This window comes from Cellulomonas sp. KRMCY2 (genome assembly GCF_000526515.1).
Taxonomy (GTDB): Bacteria; Actinomycetota; Actinomycetes; order Actinomycetales; family Cellulomonadaceae; genus Actinotalea.
Window position 1 is genome coordinate 4046005 of the sequence record NZ_JAGF01000001.1, and the last position, 17922, is coordinate 4063926.

General features: G+C 72.3%; 18 protein-coding genes. 4 read left to right on the forward strand and 14 right to left on the reverse strand.

From position 1 onward, the window contains the following. Window positions 1-197 precede the first annotated feature (197 nt). Window positions 198-728, forward strand: a complete 531-nt coding sequence (locus tag K415_RS0119000) for a YbhB/YbcL family Raf kinase inhibitor-like protein (RefSeq protein ID WP_024288612.1) — start codon at window positions 198-200, stop codon at window positions 726-728. A 31-nt stretch (window positions 729-759) separates the two neighbouring features. Here the strand turns inward: K415_RS0119000 and K415_RS0119005 are convergent, their stop codons facing one another. From K415_RS0119005 to K415_RS0119045, 9 genes are all read right to left on the reverse strand, one after another. Further along, entirely contained in the window at window positions 760-1596 is an 837-nt protein-coding gene (locus K415_RS0119005) for an RNA methyltransferase (RefSeq protein WP_024288613.1), read from the reverse strand. 4 nt (window positions 1597-1600) lie between these two features. Then, the gene (locus tag K415_RS0119010) at window positions 1601-2833 is read right to left on the reverse strand and encodes an RNA polymerase sigma factor (protein ID WP_024288614.1); all 1233 of its coding nucleotides are present in this window, start codon (window positions 2831-2833) and stop codon (window positions 1601-1603) included. Beyond that, window positions 2830-3228, reverse strand: a complete 399-nt coding sequence (locus K415_RS0119015; protein ID WP_024288615.1) for a YciI family protein — start codon at window positions 3226-3228, stop codon at window positions 2830-2832. Before K415_RS0119015 ends, K415_RS0119010 begins: the two co-directional genes overlap by 4 nt. Window positions 3229-3355: 127 nt before the next feature. Next, window positions 3356-5341 (reverse strand): ABC transporter ATP-binding protein, encoded by a 1986-nt coding sequence (locus K415_RS0119020; RefSeq protein ID WP_024288616.1) that lies wholly within the window; start codon window positions 5339-5341, stop codon window positions 3356-3358. Then, window positions 5338-7068: an ABC transporter ATP-binding protein gene (locus tag K415_RS0119025; protein WP_024288617.1), complete on the reverse strand. Its 1731-nt coding sequence runs from the start codon at window positions 7066-7068 to the stop codon at window positions 5338-5340. Before K415_RS0119025 ends, K415_RS0119020 begins: the two co-directional genes overlap by 4 nt. Then, window positions 7062-7862, reverse strand: a complete 801-nt coding sequence (locus K415_RS24380) for a TetR/AcrR family transcriptional regulator (RefSeq protein ID WP_024288618.1) — start codon at window positions 7860-7862, stop codon at window positions 7062-7064. Before K415_RS24380 ends, K415_RS0119025 begins: the two co-directional genes overlap by 7 nt. 146 nt (window positions 7863-8008) lie before the next feature. Beyond that, complete coding sequence (locus K415_RS0119035) at window positions 8009-9196, reverse strand: SPFH domain-containing protein (protein WP_024288619.1); 1188 nt, start codon at window positions 9194-9196, stop codon at window positions 8009-8011. Beyond that, the gene (locus tag K415_RS0119040; protein WP_024288620.1) at window positions 9193-9696 is read right to left on the reverse strand and encodes an NfeD family protein; all 504 of its coding nucleotides are present in this window, start codon (window positions 9694-9696) and stop codon (window positions 9193-9195) included. The genes K415_RS0119035 and K415_RS0119040 overlap by 4 nt, the downstream gene beginning before the upstream one ends. 89 nt (window positions 9697-9785) lie before the next feature. Continuing rightward, complete coding sequence (locus K415_RS0119045; protein ID WP_024288621.1) at window positions 9786-10571, reverse strand: ABC transporter ATP-binding protein; 786 nt, start codon at window positions 10569-10571, stop codon at window positions 9786-9788. A 98-nt stretch (window positions 10572-10669) separates the two neighbouring features. Between K415_RS0119045 and K415_RS0119050 the strand changes: the two genes are divergently transcribed. Beyond that, the gene (locus tag K415_RS0119050) at window positions 10670-11488 is read left to right on the forward strand and encodes a hypothetical protein (protein ID WP_155859532.1); all 819 of its coding nucleotides are present in this window, start codon (window positions 10670-10672) and stop codon (window positions 11486-11488) included. Window position 11489: 1 nt separating this feature from the next. Here K415_RS0119050 and glgA read toward each other — a convergent pair whose 3' ends face one another. Further along, complete coding sequence (gene glgA / locus K415_RS0119055; protein ID WP_024288623.1) at window positions 11490-12695, reverse strand: glycogen synthase; 1206 nt, start codon at window positions 12693-12695, stop codon at window positions 11490-11492. Window positions 12696-12766: 71 nt separating this feature from the next. Here glgA and K415_RS0119060 point away from each other — a divergent pair, with 71 nt between their 5' ends. Both K415_RS0119060 and serB read left to right on the forward strand, forming a co-directional pair. Continuing rightward, window positions 12767-14008, forward strand: coding sequence for a glucose-1-phosphate adenylyltransferase (locus K415_RS0119060; RefSeq protein ID WP_024288624.1), 1242 nt, complete (start codon window positions 12767-12769; stop codon window positions 14006-14008). A gap of 54 nt (window positions 14009-14062) precedes the next feature. Continuing rightward, on the forward strand, window positions 14063-14764 hold the full coding sequence (gene serB, locus K415_RS0119065) for a phosphoserine phosphatase SerB (RefSeq protein ID WP_034663555.1): 702 nt from the start codon (window positions 14063-14065) through the stop codon (window positions 14762-14764). 5 nt (window positions 14765-14769) lie between these two features. Here serB and K415_RS0119070 read toward each other — a convergent pair whose 3' ends face one another. The 4 genes from K415_RS0119070 to fabG form a co-directional block, all read right to left on the reverse strand. Continuing rightward, on the reverse strand, window positions 14770-15741 hold the full coding sequence (locus K415_RS0119070; protein WP_024288626.1) for a glycoside hydrolase family 88 protein: 972 nt from the start codon (window positions 15739-15741) through the stop codon (window positions 14770-14772). Beyond that, window positions 15738-16274, reverse strand: coding sequence for a histidine phosphatase family protein (locus K415_RS0119075; protein WP_024288627.1), 537 nt, complete (start codon window positions 16272-16274; stop codon window positions 15738-15740). The genes K415_RS0119070 and K415_RS0119075 overlap by 4 nt, the downstream gene beginning before the upstream one ends. A gap of 1 nt (window position 16275) precedes the next feature. Beyond that, window positions 16276-17043 (reverse strand): enoyl-ACP reductase FabI, encoded by a 768-nt coding sequence (gene fabI / locus K415_RS0119080; protein ID WP_024288628.1) that lies wholly within the window; start codon window positions 17041-17043, stop codon window positions 16276-16278. Between the two features lie 85 nt (window positions 17044-17128). After that, window positions 17129-17854, reverse strand: coding sequence for a 3-oxoacyl-ACP reductase FabG (gene fabG / locus K415_RS0119085; protein WP_024288629.1), 726 nt, complete (start codon window positions 17852-17854; stop codon window positions 17129-17131). Between the last annotated feature and the right edge of the window lie 68 nt (window positions 17855-17922).

Below are 17922 nucleotides of genomic sequence, written 5' to 3' on the forward strand. Positions count from 1 at the left end.
ACGCCGACACGTAGCAGGTGTCAAACGCCCTGCTCCCTGCCTGCTCCCTGCCTGCTCCCTGCCCCGTCGAGACGCCGGACGAGGCACCTGACGACGTCCGGCTCACGCACCGCCGGACCCGGCCGGCGCACCGCACGCGGCGCCCACGCAGGACGCGCATGATGGGCAGAACCGCCGCCCGACCACCTGGAGGACCCGTGGACCTCACCCGCCCGATCCCACCCGACCCCTACACCCAGCTCCCCACCGTCCCGTCGTTCACCCTGACCAGTCAGGACGTGGCCGACGGCGCCACCATGGCCGGCCCCTTCACGGCCTCCGGCGGCAACACCTCGCCCCAGCTCAGCTGGTCCGGCTTCCCGGCGGGCACCCGCAGCTTCGTCGTGTCGTGCTTCGACCCGGACGCCCCGACGCCCGCGGGCTTCTGGCACTGGACGGTCCTCGACCTGCCGGCCACCACGACGTCGCTGCCGCGGGGGGCCGGGAGCCCGGACGGCGCAGCCCTGCCGGCCGGGGCGCTGCAGACCCGCAACGACGGCGGCGACCTCGGCTACGGCGGCGCAGCCCCACCACGCGGCGACCGTGCACACCGCTACGTCTTCGCCGTGCACGCGCTCGACGTCCCGACCCTCGGCCCCGACGCCTCGACGCCGCCGACGGCAGTCGCCTTCACCGCCCTGTTCCACACCCTGGCCAGGGCGACGCTCACCCCGGTCTTCGCGCGGTGACCCCGAGGGCGCCGGACGCCCGAGGGAGCCGTCAGACGCGCAGCGCCCAGAAGGCGACCGCGGAGGCAGCGGCGACGTTCAACGAGTCCACCCCACCCGCCATCGGGATGCGGACGACCACGTCCGCTGCGGCGACCGCACCACGCGACAGACCGTCCCCCTCGGTGCCGAGCACGAGCGCGAGCCGCTGCGGGGACGCTGCGACCAGGTCGTCGAGGGTGACGGCCTCGTCGGCGAGCGCCAGAGCCGCCACGGTGAAGCCCTCGGCCCGCAGGTCCGCGAGCCCACCCGGCCAGGACTCCAGCCGGGTCCAGGGGACCTGGAAGACCGTGCCCATCGAGACCCGGACCGAACGGCGGTACAGCGGGTCGGCGCAGCGCGGCGAGACGAGCACGGCATCGACCCCGAGCGCCGCCGCGCTGCGGAAGATCGCCCCGACGTTGGTGTGGTCGACGATGTCCTCGAGCACCGCGACCCGCCGCGCACCGGTCCCACCCCGGGCTGCTGCGAGCACCTCGGCGACCGGCAGCAGCGCCGGGCGGTGCATCGCAGCGAGCGCCCCGCGGTGCAGGTGGAAGCCGGTGACGGCCTCGAGCACCTCGGGTTCGCCGACGAACACCGGGATGTCGCCGTCCGGTCCGGCGCCCACGGCGTCGAGCAGGTCGCCGAGGTCGGCGAGCCACCTCGGTGCCATCAGGAAGGACCGGGGTCGGTGGCCGGCGGCGATCGCCCGCCGGATCACCGTCGAGCTCTCGGCGATGTACAGACCCTTGGCCGGCTCGTGCTTGACCCGCAGCGCGACGTCGGTCAGCCGCGTGTAGTCGGCCAGGAGCTCGTCGTCGGCGGAGGTGAGACGGATGATCGGCACCCGGTCATCCTCCCAGCCGCCCGGCCTCGGCCAGACGGGCGGCGCGGGTGGTCAGGTAGTCGCGCTCCGCGGTGCTCGTCGTGCCGCTCGCCGCCGCCCGGTAGTGGCCGATCGCGGCCTCGCGCTCCCCGGCCATCTCCAGCAGGTGACCGCGGACCGCATCGAGGCGGTGGTGGCCGGCCAGCCGGTCCTCGAGCGTCGTGAGCAGCTCGAGACCCACCGCGGGCCCGTGGACCATCGCGGCGGCGACAGCACGATTGAGCTCGACGACAGGGTTCGCCGAGATCCGCACGAGCAGGCCGTAGAGCGCGAGGATCTGTGGCCAGTCGGTGTCCTGCGCCCGGGGTGCCTCGTCGTGCACCGCCGCGATCGCCGCCTGCAGCTGGTACTCCCCCACCGCGCCCTTCGCCAGCGTCGCCGAGATGAGCGCGACCCCTTCGGCGATGAGTCGCCGGTCCCACCGCGTGCGGTCCTGGTCGTCCAGCGGGACCAGCTCGCCGCGCGTGCCGGTGCGAGCCGGCCGCCGGGCGTCGGTGAGCAGCATCAGGGCCAGCAGGCCGGCGACCTCGGGGTCGTCCGGGAGGCCGTCGTGCACGATCCGGGTGAGCCGGATCGCCTCGCTGCTCAGCTCGCTGCGCGCCACCCCGGCCCCGCTGCTGCTCGCGTAGCCCTCGTTGAACATCAGGTACAGGACGTGGAGCACCGACCTGAGCCGCTCGGGGCGCTCCTGCTGCGTCGGCATGGCGAAGGGGACCCCTGATGCCTTGATGCGCGCCTTCGCCCGGCTCAGGCGTTGCGCCATGGTCGCCTCGGGCACGAGGAAGGCCCGGGCGATCTCCGCCGTCGTCAGGCCGCCGACGGCCCGCAGGCTGAGGCCGATCGCCGACGCCGGCGACAGGACCGGATGGCAGCACAGGTAGAGCAGGAGCAGGGAGTCGTCCTGCTCGGGCACCACCGGTGTGCCGGGCGGTTCGCGCAGGGCTGCCAGACCCTCCCGGCGGCGGCGGGCACCCTCGCTGCGCCAGCGATCGGTCAGCCGGCGGCCGGCGACCTGGACCAGCCAGCCGTACGGGTTGTCCGGCCGACCGTCGGACGGCCACTGCGTCGCCGCCGCGAGCAGCGCCTCCTGGACGGCGTCCTCGGCGTCGTGGAAGTCACCGTACCGTCGCGCGACCGTACCGAGGACCCGCGGTGCGAGCTCGCGCAGCAGGGCCTCGATGTCGGGCCGGTCGGTCACATCTCCGGGGCGGGTGCGTCCATGATCGGCCGCACCTCGATCTGCTGGCCGAGCGGGACGCCGCCAGGCCCGGGCGCCGCCGAGGTCGTCGCGGCGATCTCCAGCGCCCGTGCCTCGTCGTCGACGTCGACCACCCAGTACCCGGCGAGGAACTCCTTGGACTCGGGGAACGGCCCGTCGGTGACGACCGGCGCGCCGACCCCGGTGCTCGTCACGATCTTCGCCGCCTCCGGTCCCGAGAGCCCCTGGGCGTCGACGAGCTCACCGCGCTCGGTCAGGTCCTGACCGAGCTGCCCCATGAAGGCGATGTGGGCGGCGATGTCCTGCGGTGACCAGGTGTCGATGGGCTCGACGCCCTCGATCGGCCCGTAGCTCATCAAGAGCATGTACTTCATCGCGGTCTCCTTGTGTCGGGCCCCGCAGGGCAGCGTCACCGGTAGGTCGGAGCTGGGCGCCCGTTCTCGACATCCTGGCGTACCGGCCGGCCCGTGCGGCTCCCTGGCAGGCCACGACCCACGCCCGTCAGTCCACCGGTGCGGCAGCAGCGGCGAACTGGCTCGCGTAGAGCGCCGCGTACGCTCCCCCGGCGGCGATCAGGTCGGCGTGGCTGCCCTGCTCGACGATCGCGCCGCTCTCCATCACGAGAATCACGTCGGCGTCGCGGATCGTCGAGAGGCGGTGGGCGATGACGAACGAGGTCCGGCCGTGTCGCAGGGCCGCCATGGCGTGCTGGACGAGCACCTCGGTGCGGGTGTCGACCGAGCTCGTCGCCTCGTCGAGCACGAGGATCGCCGGGTCGGCCAGGAACGCGCGGGCGATGGTCAGCAGCTGCTTCTCGCCCGTGCTGACGTTGCCCGCCTCCTCGTCGATGACCGTCTCGTAGCCGTCCGGCAGGGTGCGCACGAAACGGTCGACGTGCGTGACCCGGGCCGCCTCGAGCACCTGCTCGCGGGTGGCTCCCTGCCGGCCGTAGGCGATGTTGTCCGCGATGGTCCCGCCGAACAGCCAGGTGTCCTGCAGCACCATCCCGATGTCCGCACGGAGCACCTCGCGGTCCATCGCCGCGACGTCCACACCGTCCAGGGTGATCCGGCCGCCGTCCAGCTCGTAGAAGCGCATGAGCAGGTTCACCAGGGTCGTCTTCCCGGCGCCGGTCGGACCGACGATCGCCACGGTCTGACCGGGTTCGGCCACCAGCGACAGGTCGTCGATGAGCGGGGTCTCCCGCTCGTAGCGGAACGCGACGTCCTCGAACGCGACCCGGCCACGGACGGGCTCGGGCCTCGGCCCGTCGATCGGCTCCGGCGACTGCTCCTCGGCGTCGAGCAGCTCGAAGACGCGCTCGGCCGACGCGACCCCGGACTGCAGGAGGTTCATCATCGAGGCGACCTGCATGATCGGCTGCGTGAACTGCCGCGAGTACTGGATGAACGCCTGGACGTCGCCGAGGCTGATCGCCCCCGAGGCCACCCGGAGACCGCCGACCACGGCGACGATCACGTAGTTGAGGTTGCCGAGGAACATCATCGCCGGCTGGATCAGCCCGGAGATCAGGTGGGCCTTGAACGTCGCCTCGTACAGCGCCTCGTTCTCCTCGTGGAACGCGTCGGAGGCCGCCTGCTGACGTCCGAACACCTTGACCAGCGCGTGCCCGGTGTACATCTCCTCGACGTGGGCGTTCAGCGTTCCCGTGCGCTTCCACTGGGCGACGAACTGGGGCTGGGCCCGCTTGGCGATCACCATCGTCACCACACCGGCCGCCGGGATCGTCACCAGCGAGATCACCGCGAGCAGCGGCGAGATCCAGAACATCATCACCAGGACCCCGATGATCGTCAGGGCGGCGCTGATCAGCTGGCTGAGCGTCTGCTGCAGCGTCTGGGCCACGTTGTCGATGTCGTTGGTCACCCGGGACAGCAGGTCGCCCCGAGCGTGCCGGTCGATGTAGCTCAGCGGGAGACGGCCGAGCTTGGTCTCGACGTCCTGGCGCAGGCGGTAGACGGTGCGCTGCACCAGCCCGGTGGTGATCAGGCCCTGGAGATAGCCGAAGAGCCACGCGACGACGTACAGCCCGAGCACGAGCACCAGCACCCGGCCGAGCGCCGTGAAGTCGATGCCCTGACCGGGAACGACGCCGTCCATGGCGCCGAGCATGTCGGCCATCGTGTCCTGACCGTCCGCCCGCAGAGCGGTGACCGCCTGCTCCTGGGAGACCCCCGCCGGGAGCATCCGCCCGACGACGCCGCCGAAGATGACGTCCGTCGCGCGCCCGAGCACCTTCGGACCGAGGACCATCGTCGCCACACTGACGACGGTGAGCCCGACGACGGCGACGAGCCGCAGGCGTTCGGGACGGAGCTCGGCGAGCATGCGCCGCAACGACGTCCGGAAGTCCTGGGCCTTGGCGACGGGCATGGCCATGCCCATCGGTCCGCCGTGCCCCATCGGTCCGCGGGGGCCCGCGGGCCGTTCGGCGGGTGCGGCCGGCTTGCGGTCGTCGGCGCTCATGCCGCCTCCTCCTCGGTGACCTGGGACAGCACGATCTCGCGGTACGTCTCGTTGCCGGCCATCAGCTCGGCATGCGTCCCGGTACCGACCACGACCCCGTCGTCGAGCACGACGATCCGATCGGCGTGGCGGATGGTGCTCACCCGTTGCGCGACCACGATGACCGTCGCGTCCCTGGTCTCCGACACCAGGGCGGCGCGCAACGCGGCGTCGGTGGCGAAGTCCAGGGCGGAGAACGAGTCGTCGAACAGGTAGATCTCCGGGCTGCGAACCAGCGCGCGGGCGATCGCCAGCCGCTGGCGCTGGCCACCGGACACGTTGTTCCCGCCCTGGGTGATCTCGGCGTCGAGCCCACCCATCTCGCGGACGAAGTCGGCCGCCTGAGCCACCCTCAGGAAGTGCCAGAGCTCGTCGTCGGACGCGTCACCCTTCCCGTAGCGCAGGTTGTCGGCAACCGTGCCGCTGAACAGGTACGGCTTCTGCGGCACCAGCCCGATCGCCCCCCACAGCGTCTCCAGGGCCAGGTCGCGGACGTTGACGCCGTCGACCAGGACCGCGCCGTCGGTGACGTCGTACAGCCGCGGGATGGCCTGCAGCAGCGTGGTCTTGCCCGAACCGGTCGAACCGATGATCGCCGTGGTCTCCCCCGGCGCGGCGACGAAGCTCACGCCCCGCAGCACCGGGTCCGCGGCCCCTGGGTAGCGGAAGCCCACGTCGCGCAGCTCGAGGTTCCCGCGGCCGCGCAGGGCGGTGACCGGCTCGGTCGGCGGGACGACGGACGAGGAGGTACCGAGGACCTCGTTGATCCGGCCCGCCGACACCTCCGCGCGCGGGACCAGCATGAACATCATCACGGCCATCATCACGGACATCAGGATCTGCATGAGGTAGCTGAGGAAGGCCACCAGCGAGCCGACCTGCATCGAGCCGGTGTCGATCCGCTGACCGCCGAACCACAGGACCGCGATGCTCGAGAGGTTCATCACCAGGAACACCGAGGGGAACATCAGCGACATCATGCGTCCCACACCCACCGCCACGGTCATCAGGTCGGCGTTCGCGTCACCGAACCGCTCGCGCTCGTGGGTGTCCCGGACGAAGGCGCGGATCACCCGGATGCCGGTGATCTGCTCGCGCAGGATCCGGTTGATCGCGTCGATGCGCTTCTGCATGCTGCCGAACAGCGGGCGCAGCCGCACGACGGCGAAGCCCAGGAGCGCCGCCAGGACCGGGACGATGACGAGCAGGAGGCCGGACAGCTGCACGTCCTCCTGCAACGCCATGATCACCCCGCCGACCATCATCACCGGGGCGGCGACCAGGATCGTGAAGGTCATGAAGACGACGAGCTGCACCTGGGTGACGTCGTTGGTCGTGCGCGTGATGAGCGTGGGTGCGCCGAACTGACCGAGCTCCCGCGCGGAGAACGTCTGCACGTGGTCGAACACGCCGGCCCGCAGGTCGCGTCCGACCGACATCGCCACCTTGGCGCCGGCGTAGACCGCCCCCACGGCACAGATCACCTGCACGAGCGTGACCGCGAGCATGATGCCGCCGAGTCGCATGATCACGGGGGTGTCCCCCTTGGCCACGCCGTCGTCGATGATGTGCGCGTTGAGGCTCGGCAGGTAGAGGTTCGCCATGGCCTGGACCAGCTGCAGCACCACGACGACGGTGATCAGTCGCACGTAGGGGCGCAGGTGATCGCGCAGGAGTCGGATCAGCACGAGGTCTCCAGATCGTTCACGGGACGGTCGTTCACGGGGCAGTCGATCACGGGCGGGGCATCCGTGGCACGGTCATTCGTGGCACGGTCATTCGTGGCACCGTCGGTCGTGGCACCGTCGGTCGTGGCACCGTCGGTCGTGGCACCGTCGGTCGTGGCACCGTCGGTCGTGGCACCGTCGAGGAAGAGCCGGACGATCTGGGCGGTCGTCAGCTGAGGCTCCGGACCCCGGCACATCGGCCCGGAGGCCGCGAGCACGAAGGCGACGAGCAGTCGCGCACACACTCCGGGAGCGTCGCGCAGGACGGCCCGGTGCGGCTCGAGCAGCCCGGTCACGGCCTGGATCACGACCTCGATCGGGTGGGCACCGGTGTGGTCGCCATGGGGTCCGTGCGGTCGAGGGTGGTGCCCGTGCCCGCCCGCGTCCGGAACCGCCGTCCCGGCCGAGAGCTCGTGGGCGAGGCTGACCACCGCAGCGACGTCCCGCGACCGGGCGAGCATCGCACCGACCGCGGCCGTCACCACGTGGCGGAGATCGGCGTCCGGGTCGATGGCGGCGAGCTCTGCGAGGAGCGTCGTCGGGTCGAGCGCCTGGCCGACGGCGGCACGCACCAGCGCGGCCTTGTCGGGGAAGACCCGGAAGAGCGTGCCCTCGGCGACGCCGGCCGCCTGGGCGAGCTCGCGGGTCGTCACACTGACGCCGCGCTCGAGCAGCAGCGGCACCGTTGCGGCAAGGATCGCGCTGCGTCGGTCGTCCGGCGCCATGGGCGTCGCCCGGCGGGTGCTCAGGTTCACCGCAGCATCATAGCGCGGAGTGAGCACTCACTCACTCACGGGTCCCGGGCCGGCGCAGATCCCGACACGACCCGACGGGACGGCCTGGAACGCCGGGCCGGCCGCTCCGGCCCGATCGGGGTCTCGTGCCGACCGGGCGGGAGCGGTCAGCCCTGGTAGGGCGGAGGTGCCGGAGGTCCCTGGTCGGCCGGCCCGGGCTGCGGCGGCGCCGGAGGCGGCGGGCCCTGGGGCGACGGCTCGTCCGCGTGCTGGCCGGCCTCGACGCGTGGGTCGAACCGGTGACCGCTCAGGGTCCCGGCGCTGGTCGCATCCGCCGTGGCCGCCTCCGACTGACGACGAGCCTCGGCGAGCGCCTCCGACGGGTCGGTCAGCGTCGTCGGCGGGAGGTCGTCACCGAGCGGCGAGTCACCGGGCGCGCGCCACGTCACACCGTCGCCCACCCCGGGCTGCCCGCCGAAGCCCTTGCTGATCGCGCTGAGTGCCGCCGTGAACTCGGTCGGGATGAACCAGACCTTGTTCGACTGCGTCCGGGCGACCTGCGGGAGCATCTGCAGGTACTGGTAGGCGAGCAGCTTCGGGTCGGCGTCGCCCCGGTGGATCGCGTCGAAGACCTGCAGGATCGCACGCGCCTCGCCCTCGGCGTTGAGGATGGCAGCCTGCGCGTTGCCCTCCGCCCGGAGGATCGCGGACTGCTTCTCGCCCTCGGCGGTCAGGATCGCGGACTGCTTGACGCCCTCGGCGGTCAGGATCGCGGCACGCCGGTCACGCTCGGCACGCATCTGCTGCTCCATCGAGCCCTGGATGGACTGCGGCGGGTCGATCGACTTGAGCTCGACCCGGTTGACCCGCACGCCCCAGCGACCGGTCGCGTCGTCGAGCACGCCGCGCAGCTGCCCGTTGATCTGGTCCCGGCTGGTCAGCGTCTGCTCGAGGTCCATCGACCCCACGACGTTGCGCAGCGTGGTCACGGTGAGCTGCTCGATTCCGATGACGAAGTTGGCGATCTCGTAGACCGCGGACTTGGGGTTGGTGACCTGGAAGTAGATGACGGTGTCGATGCTGACCACGAGGTTGTCGGAGGTGATCACCGGCTGCGGCGCGAACGAGATGACCTGCTCGCGCAGGTCGACCTTGCTGCGGACCCGGTCGACGAAGGGCACCAGCAGGTGCAGCCCGGCGTCGAGGGTGCGCGCAAAGCGACCGAGCCGCTCCACGAGCTGCGCCTCGGCCTGCGGCACGATCCGTACCGACCGGATGAGCGCGATGACGACGAACAGGATGACGAGGGCGAGAATCGCGTAGCCCGCGATCTCGCCAGGTGCCAGATCGTTCACAGTGCTGTCTCCTCAGAGGTTCGGCCGTGCGGGTCCGGGCTGTTGCGGTGGGCCGCGTCGGGGTGTTCCTGAGCGTGCGCAGCCGTGACGACGGCGGTGGCACCGTCGATCCGGACGACCTGCACCTCCGCGCCCACGTCGATCACCTCGTCGTCCCTGGTGCGGGCCGTCCAGACCTCACCGGCGAGCTTGACCCGCCCGGCGCGCTCGGTGACCTGGGCGACGACGACGGCGGTCCGCCCGACGTGCGCTGCGGCGTTGGTCTCGACGAGCGGCACCCGGGTGCGCAGGTGGCGCAGCAGCCAGGGACGCAGCGTGAACAGGAGCAGCCCGGACGCGACCGCGAACCCGATGATCTGGACCCACACCGGCAGGCCGAGCGCGGCGAGCAGGGCCCCGAGGAGCGCACCCCCCGCAAACATGATCAGGACGAGGTCGACGGAGAGCATCTCGACCACCGCGAGCAGGAGGGCCGCGCCGACCCACCAGATCCAGGCCATGCTGTCTCCCTCCGTCGGGCGTCAGCGCAATCCTAGTCGGCGGATGCAGCGGACCACATGCTCGTTCGAGCATGAGATGGCCAGGGCCCTCACCGACCGGAGCGGGCGCTCCACCGGTCGCCGTGACGCTCGACCACGAGGTCCATGCCGAAGCACTCGGACAGGTTCTGCGCGGTCAGGACGGTGTCGAGCGGCCCGGCGGCATGGACCTGTCCGTCGCGCAGCAGCAGGACGTGCGTGAAGCCGACCGGGATCTCCTCGACGTGATGGGTCACCAGGACCAGGACCGGTGACCGCGGGTCGCGTGCGAGCTCGGTGAGCGCCGCGAGGAGCTCCTCACGCCCGCCGAGGTCCAGACCGGCCGCCGGCTCGTCGAGCAGCAGCAGCTCCGGGTCGGTCATCAGCGCCCGAGCGATCTGGGTCCGCTTGCGCTCGCCCTCGCTCAGCGTGCCGAAGTGGCGTTCCGCCAGGTCACCGACCCCGAAGACCTCCAGCAGCGCCCGTGCGCGCTCGTGGTCCAGCGCCTCGTACTGCTCCCGCCACCGTCCGGTCATCCCGTAGGCGGCAGTCAGCACGACGTCGATCACGCTCTCGGAGCCGGCGATGCGGTCGGCGAGCGCCGCGGACGTGACACCGACCCGCGGGCGGAGCTCGAACAGGTCGACGGCGCCGAGCCTGTGCCCCAGGACGTAGGCGGTGCCGGAGCTCGGGTGCATCCGCGCCGAGGCGATCTGCAGCAGGGTCGTCTTGCCGGCGCCGTTGCGTCCCAGGAGGACCCATCGCTCACCCTCGGCGACGGTCCAGGACACCCGGTCGAGGATCGTCTTGGGCCCCCGCCGGATGCTCACGTCCTGAAAGTCCAGCACCACGTCCATGTGTCCAGACCCTAACCTGCGGAGCACCGCCCCCGGCGCACCACCGGCAGCGTGCCGCGCTCGTCCCCACGACGCCCGGGGCGTCGTAGGTTGGTCGGGTGGACGACCAGGACGGCTTGCTCGCGCTGCCGCGGTCGGTGCTGCTCGCCCTGTGGCTGCAGGGCGTCGGCGCCGGGCCGGTCCAGCGAGCGGTGGACGCGGTCCAGGGCGAGGACGAGCCCCACGCCGTGGTCGGTGTGCCCGACGTCGCACCGGACGGCGGCTCGCTCGACCAGCTGATCGCGGCGTGGGCCGGCGGCCCCCGGCAGGCTGCGGCGCTGCTGCCCGTCCCGGGCGACGCGAGCGGTCTGCCGCCCGAGGTGGCCGAGCCGGCGGTCGATGCCGGCGAGTGCGTCCTGGTGCACACGGCGGACGGCGCCTGGGCTGCCGTGCCGGACGTCGTGGAGTTCGGCAGCGTCAACGACGTCGGCCACCTGGTGACGTGGCGGGTCCACCCGGTCCCGGACTGGCGCCACCGGTTGCCCGGGCTGGTCGGCAGCCTCAGCGAGGCCGAGCAGTCTCTGCGGCATGCGCTGCTGGGTGCGACCGAGGCACTGGCGAACCTCGACATCGCCCGATGGCGCCCTGACGCGGCGGCCGCCATCGTGGCGCTGCGCTCGGGCGCCGACCCGCGCTGGCCGTTGCCGGCAGGCCTGGCACCGCGGGCGGTCCGGGTGCTCGCCGATGCCGTGCGTCTGCGGACGATCGTCGCGCTGGCCACGGCGGACGACGGCGGCGCGGTCAACCTCTGGCAGGCCGACCAGCGCACCGCCGCGCTGCGGCACATCGACCATGCGGCCCGGCGCGCGGTCGCGGCCGCGACCCTGGCCGCCGGTCCGTCGGGTCAGACCGGCCCGTCGGTACAGACCGGCTCGTGAGTCAGGCCAGCACCGAGCGGTAGAGCTCGAGGGTGCGCTCCGCGATCGCGTCCCAGGCGAAGTGGTCCTCGACGCGACGGCGGGAGGCCAGGCCCATGGTCGCGGCGCGGACCGGGTCGGTGGCGAGGCTCGCGAGCGCGGCGGCCAGGTCGGCGACGAAGCGGTCCGGGTCCACCGGTGTGCCGGTGCCGTCCTGCAGCTGATCGATCGGGACGAGCAGGCCGGTCACGCCGTCGTCGACCACCTCGGGGATGCCGCCGGTCGCGGTACCGACGACGGGCAGGCCGCACGCCATGGCCTCGAGGTTGACGATGCCGAGCGGCTCGTAGACCGACGGGCAGGCGAACACGGTGCACGACGAGAGCACAGCGACGAGGTCCGGGCGCGGCAGCATCTGCTCGATCCACACGACGCCGTCGCGCTGGTGGCGCAGGTCGGCGACCAGGCCGGTGACCTCGGCGGCGATCTCGGGGGTGTCCGGTGCACCGGCGCACAGGACGAGCTGGACGTCCGGCGGCAACGCCTCGGCCGCCCGCAGCAGGTAGGGCAACCCCTTCTGGCGGGTGATCCGCCCGACGAAGACCACGGCCGGGCGGTCGGGGTCGATGCCGAGACCGCGTGCCACCTCGTGGGCACGTGCGACGGCCTCGTCGCCCTCGGGCCGGCGCCAGCCCTGCAGGTCGATCCCGTTGTGGACCACGTGCACGCGCGCCGGGTCGATCGTCGGATAGCTCCGCAGGATGTCCGCCCGCATGCCTGCGCTGACCGCGATGATGGCCGCAGCGTGCTCGTACGACGTCCGCTCCGACCACCCCGAGAGCGCGTAGCCACCACCCAGCTGTTCGGCCTTCCACGGCCGCAACGGTTCGAGACTGTGCGCACTGACCACGTGCGGGATGCCGTACAGCAGGCTCGCGACGTGGCCGGCCAGGTTCGCGTACCAGGTGTGCGAGTGCACCAGGTCGGCGCCCTCGACATCGGCAGCCATCAGCAGGTCCACGCCGAACGTGCGCAGCGCGGGGTTGCGCTCCGCCAGCGAGGCGGGCACGTCGTACCCGGTGACGCCGGGCTCCGACCGCGCGCCGTCGAAGCACCGCACGCGGACATCGACGTGTCGGCGCAGCACAGCGCTCAGCTCGGCTACGTGTACCCCGGCCCCGCCGTACACGTGCGGCGGGTACTCCCTGGTCAACAGATCGACGCGCACAGCGACACGCTAGCGCTAGCGGGACGGGAACGGGTGGCCGTGCAGGGCTCGACGGCCCTAGGGTCAGAGGCATGGCTACGCCGCGCGTCCTGGCAATCGTCCTCGCTGGTGGCGAGGGCAAGCGACTGATGCCCTTGACCACGGACCGGGCCAAACCCGCCGTCCCGTTCGGCGGGATGTACCGCCTGGTCGACTTCGCGCTGTCGAACCTCGTGAACTCGAGCTACCTCAAGGTCATCGTCCTGACCCAGTACAAGTCGCACAGCCTCGACCGGCACGTCGCCAAGACGTGGCGCATGTCGGCCCTGCTGGGCAACTACGTCGCCCCCGTGCCTGCGCAGCAGCGGGTCGGCAAGCACTGGTACCTGGGCAGCGCGGACGCCATCTTCCAGTGCCTGAACATCATCGGTGACGAGCGGCCGGACGTGGTCGTGGTGGTCGGTGCCGACCACGTGTACCGGATGGACTTCGAGCAGATGGTCGAGGCCCACCTCGAGTCCGGGGCCGAGCTCACCGTCGCCGGCATCCGCCAGCCGATCGCGATGGCCGGCGAGTTCGGTGTCATCGAGACCTCCGCGGCGGACCCGACGCGCATCGCCGCCTTCCGCGAGAAGCCGTCCGACCCGATCGGCCTGTCCGACTCGCCGATGGAGATCCTCGCGTCGATGGGCAACTACGTCGCCCATGCCGACGCCCTCGTCGACGCGGTGACCCGGGACGCCGAGAACCCCACGTCCCGCCACGACATGGGCGGCGACATCGTCCCGTACTTCGTCGACAAGGGGGCGGCGGGGGTCTACGACTTCATCCGCAACGACGTCGCCGGCTCCACCGACCGCGACCGCGACTACTGGCGCGACGTCGGGACGCTCGACTCGTACTACGACGCCAACCAGGACCTGATCTCGGTCAACCCGATCTTCAACCTCTACAACACCGACTGGCCGGTGTTCAGCGGCTACGCAGGGCTCCCGCCGGCGAAGTTCGTGCACGCCGGCCCGGGTCGGCTCGGCCACGCGTCCGACTCGCTCGTCTCCCCCGGGGTCATCGTCTCGGGTGCGACGGTCTCCGGATCGGTGCTCTCGCCGGGCGTGTACCTGCGCTCCTGGTCGTCGGTCAGTGACTCCGTGATCCTCGACGACACCGAGGTCGGGCGCCACGCCCAGGTCCATCGGGCGATCATCGACAAGAACGTCGTCATCGAGGAGCGCGCGCGGGTCGGCCTCGACCCGGAGCAGGACCGGGCGCGAGGGTTCACCGTCACCGAGTCCGGCATCACCGTCGTGCCCAAGGGCACCGTCGTCACGGCCTGAGCCGGCCGTGGGATGCCCGGCCGCTGGGACGCAGCCCGGCGCTACCCTGCAGCCGTGAGCGACCCCGTGACGCCGACCGAGCCTCCGAGACGCCGCCTCGTGGTCATGGATGTCGACTCCACCGTGATCACCGGCGAGGTCATCGAGATGCTCGCGGCACATGCGGGTGCGCGCGCGGAGGTCGCCGCGATCACCGACCGGGCGATGCGCGGCGAGATCGACTTCGCGCAGTCCCTGCACGAGCGGGTCGCGGCGCTCGCCGGGTTGCCGGTCGGCGTGCTCGAGGCGGTCCGCGCGGAGCTCGTCCTGACCCCGGGCGCCGAGCGGCTGATCAGCGAGCTGCACCGGCGGGGCTGGCCGGTCGGGCTCGTGTCCGGCGGGTTCATCGAGGTCGTCGGGCCCCTGGCCGAGGAACTCGGCATCGCCTTCGTCCGCGCGAACAGCCTCGAGGTGATCGACGGCGCGCTGACCGGCCGGGTGACGGGTCCCGTCATCGACCGCGCGGCCAAGGCCGCGGCCCTGCGCGAGTTCGCCGCGCTGCAGGGCGTGCCGCTCCAGGACACGGTCGCGATCGGCGACGGCGCCAACGACCTCGAGATGCTCGCCGTGGCGGGCCTCGGCATCGCCTACAACGCCAAACCGCTCGTCTGTGACCAGGCGGACGTGGCGATCCTCGACGCGCCCCTCGACGCGGTGCTCGCGGTCCTCGGCCTCGACAGCCTCGACGCACCCGGCGGGGGCCCGGTCGACGGCTGAGCGCCTCAGCGGTCGTCGGCGGCCGCTGCGAGCAGGAAGAACGCCTGCGCCTCGGCCGAGCGGCCCGCACGGTCGAAGTGCGGCGAGCCGGCCACCGGACGGACGAAGCCGTCCGGGTCGACGCCGCGCGCCGCGGCCGCACGAAGGTCCTGGCCGACGACGGCCAGGTCCTGCGGCAGCCACCTGTCGGCCACCCCGGTCAGGACGGCATAGGCGAGCATCTGCGCCAGGTTCGCCTCGACGAAGGTCGTCGGGTCGTCGACGACGTCGTGGAACAGGCCGTCGGCCCGTCGGTGGGCCAGGCACGCGTCGATGACGACCCGGGCCTGCGTGGCCAGGGCCGTGCGGTGCGGCTGCGCCGCGGTCTCCCGCCAGGCCCGCGCCAGACCGGCGGCCACCCATCCGTTGCCCGTCCCCCAGTGCTGCGGCGCGACGAGCACGCCGCTCGGCTCGTCCCACCGCGCGGCATACAGACCGGAACCGTCCTGCAGACGTCGCCGGTGCCCGTCGAGCTGGGCCATGGCCGCTGCCGGGCGGCCGAGTCGGAACAGCGCGGGCACGAGCATGTAGACCGAGTCGGTCCACATCTGCTCGTTCCCGGTCAGGTGGAAGAGCGTGCCGTCCGCGGCCCGGGGGCAACCGCGCTCGAACCAGCGGAGCTGCCGGCTCAGGCCGTCGCGCAGCCGCTCGTCGCCGGTCGTCCGCCACGCCGTCTCGACCACCTCGACGAGGGCACCGCAGTTGACCAGCCCGCCGCCGTCGACCTCACCGAGGCGACCGTCGACGTCCTGCCGCACCACGGCGTCGTCGGCGATCACCCGGACCAGGTCGTCGCGGCCGAGATCGAGGGCTGCGTGCCCGGCGACACCCTGCTCCCAGGACAGCCGCTGGAGTGCCAGCAGCGTCGTGAGGACCGCTGTCACCTGGTCCGTGCCGCCGGCCCGCGGGGGCGTGGCGCCGGGCGCCGGCTCGATCATCGTGGCGGTCGGACGACGTCCAGCAAGGTCGCCGTGCCCCGGGCCAGCCCCGTCCACGTCTCGACGTCGAGCACGGCGAAGGCGCCGGTCGGTATCCCGGTCCGGACCTGCGCGAGGTGGACGCTGTCGCCGTCGGCGCGCGCCAGGAGCGCCGCCGTGCTCGACATCGTCGGCTCGTGACCGACGACCAGCAGTGTCGCGATCCGCTCGTCGAGCCCGCGTGCGAGCTCGATCAGGTCGTGCGGGCCCGCGTCGTAGACCCGGTCGGTCACCTCGACCTCGGCGGCCGGGACGTCTCCGAGCGCGGCGCGGACGAGCTCCCAGGTCTGCCGCGTGCGCACCGCTGAGGAGACCAGCACGTGCTCGGGCAGCAACCCGGAAGCGACCAGGCTGGCAGCCACGGCCGAGCACTGCCGCCGGCCGAGCAGCGCCAGTGGACGCAGGGCGTCCGGCACGCCCCCGCTCGGCTCTGCCTTCGCGTGGCGCAGCAGGATCAGTCGACGGCCACCGGGCCGGGCGGCACCCGGCGTCATGTCACAGTCCCATCGCGTGGAATCCGCCGTCCACGTGCACGATCTCGCCGGTCGTGGCGGGGAACCAGTCGGACAGCAGCGCCGCGACGGCCCGGGCCGTAGGCTCCGGGTCGGATGCGTCCCAGCCGAGCGGCGACCGCTTCGGCCAGCCCTCGTCCAGCGCCTGGAAGCCAGGGATCGACTTGGCTGCCGTGGTCTTGACCGGCCCGGCCGCGACCAGGTTCACCCGGATGCCCTCCGGGCCGAGGTCACGGGCGAGGTAGCGCGAGGTGGCCTCGAACGCAGCCTTGGCCACACCCATCCAGTCGTAGACGGGCCAGGCGTACCGGGCGTCGAAGGTCAGCCCGACGATCGAGGACCCGCGACCGAGCAGGGGGTGCGCGGCGACGGCGAGCGCCTTGAGCGAGTACGCCGAGACGTGCAGGGCGGTCGCGACGTCGTCCCACTGGCCGGTCAGGAAGTTCCCGCCCATGACGGACTGGGGCGCGAACCCGATCGAGTGCACGACGCCGTCCAGGTGGTCGACGTGCTCGCGGACCCGGTCGGCCAGCGCGTCGAGGTCCTCGGTCGAGGTCGCGTCGAGCTGGACGACCGGCGCGGCTGCCGGCAGCCGCTTGGCGATCGTCTCGGTCAGGCGCAGCTGACGACCGAAGGAGGTCAGCACGACCTCGGCGCCCTCCTGCTGAGCCAGCCGTGCCACGTGGAAGGCGATCGAGCTGTCCATCAGGACACCCGTGATCAAGAGCTTCTTGCCGTCGAGCAGACCCATGGACGTCGCTTCCCTTCGCGGATGCTTCTGGCTGGTGCCGGTGAGCGTGGTGCTTGTCAGGTGCAGGTGGAACGCAGGCGCGGCGTCAGTGCCCCATGCCGAGTCCGCCGTCGACCGGGATGAGCGCGCCGTTGACGTACGCCGCCTCCGGCGATGCGAGGAAGTGCACGACCCCGGCGACCTCGTCCGGACGGGCGAAGCGCCCGGCCGGGATCGCAGCACGGTAGGCCTCCTGGCGTTCCGGCGGCAACGCGGCGGTCATCGCGGTGTCGATGAAGCCGGGCGCGACGACGTTGGCCGTGATGCCGCGGCCCCCGAGCTCCCGGGTGATCGAGCGGGCCATGCCGACCAGCCCGGCCTTCGACGCTGCGTAGTTGACCTGGCCGGGCCCGCCGTACATCCCCACGACGGACGAGATCAGGATGATCCGGCCCCGACGCAGGCGGATCATGCCCTTGGACGCACGGCGCACGCAGCGGAAGGTCCCCGTCAGGTTGACGTCGACGACCTCCTCGAAGTCCTCGTCCGTCATCCGCATGAGCAGCTGGTCGCGCGTGATCCCGGCGTTGGCGACGAGCACCTCGACCGGACCGTTGACGGCCTCGACCTCGCTGAAGGCCGCGTCGACGGACGCCGTGTCGGTCATGTCGCCGACCACACCGAGCACGCCCTCGGGCAGGTCGCCGCTGCGGTAGATCGTCGAGACCAGGTCCCCGGCCGCGACGAACCGCTCGGCGATCGCACGCCCGATCCCACGGTTGGCGCCGGTGACGAGCACGCTGCGCGGGACCGGGGGGACGGTCTGGCTCACGGGGCTCTCCTGTCGTCGTCCGAGGACCTGCCACTGCCGGTCCGGAGCCGACGGTAGCCGACCGACCC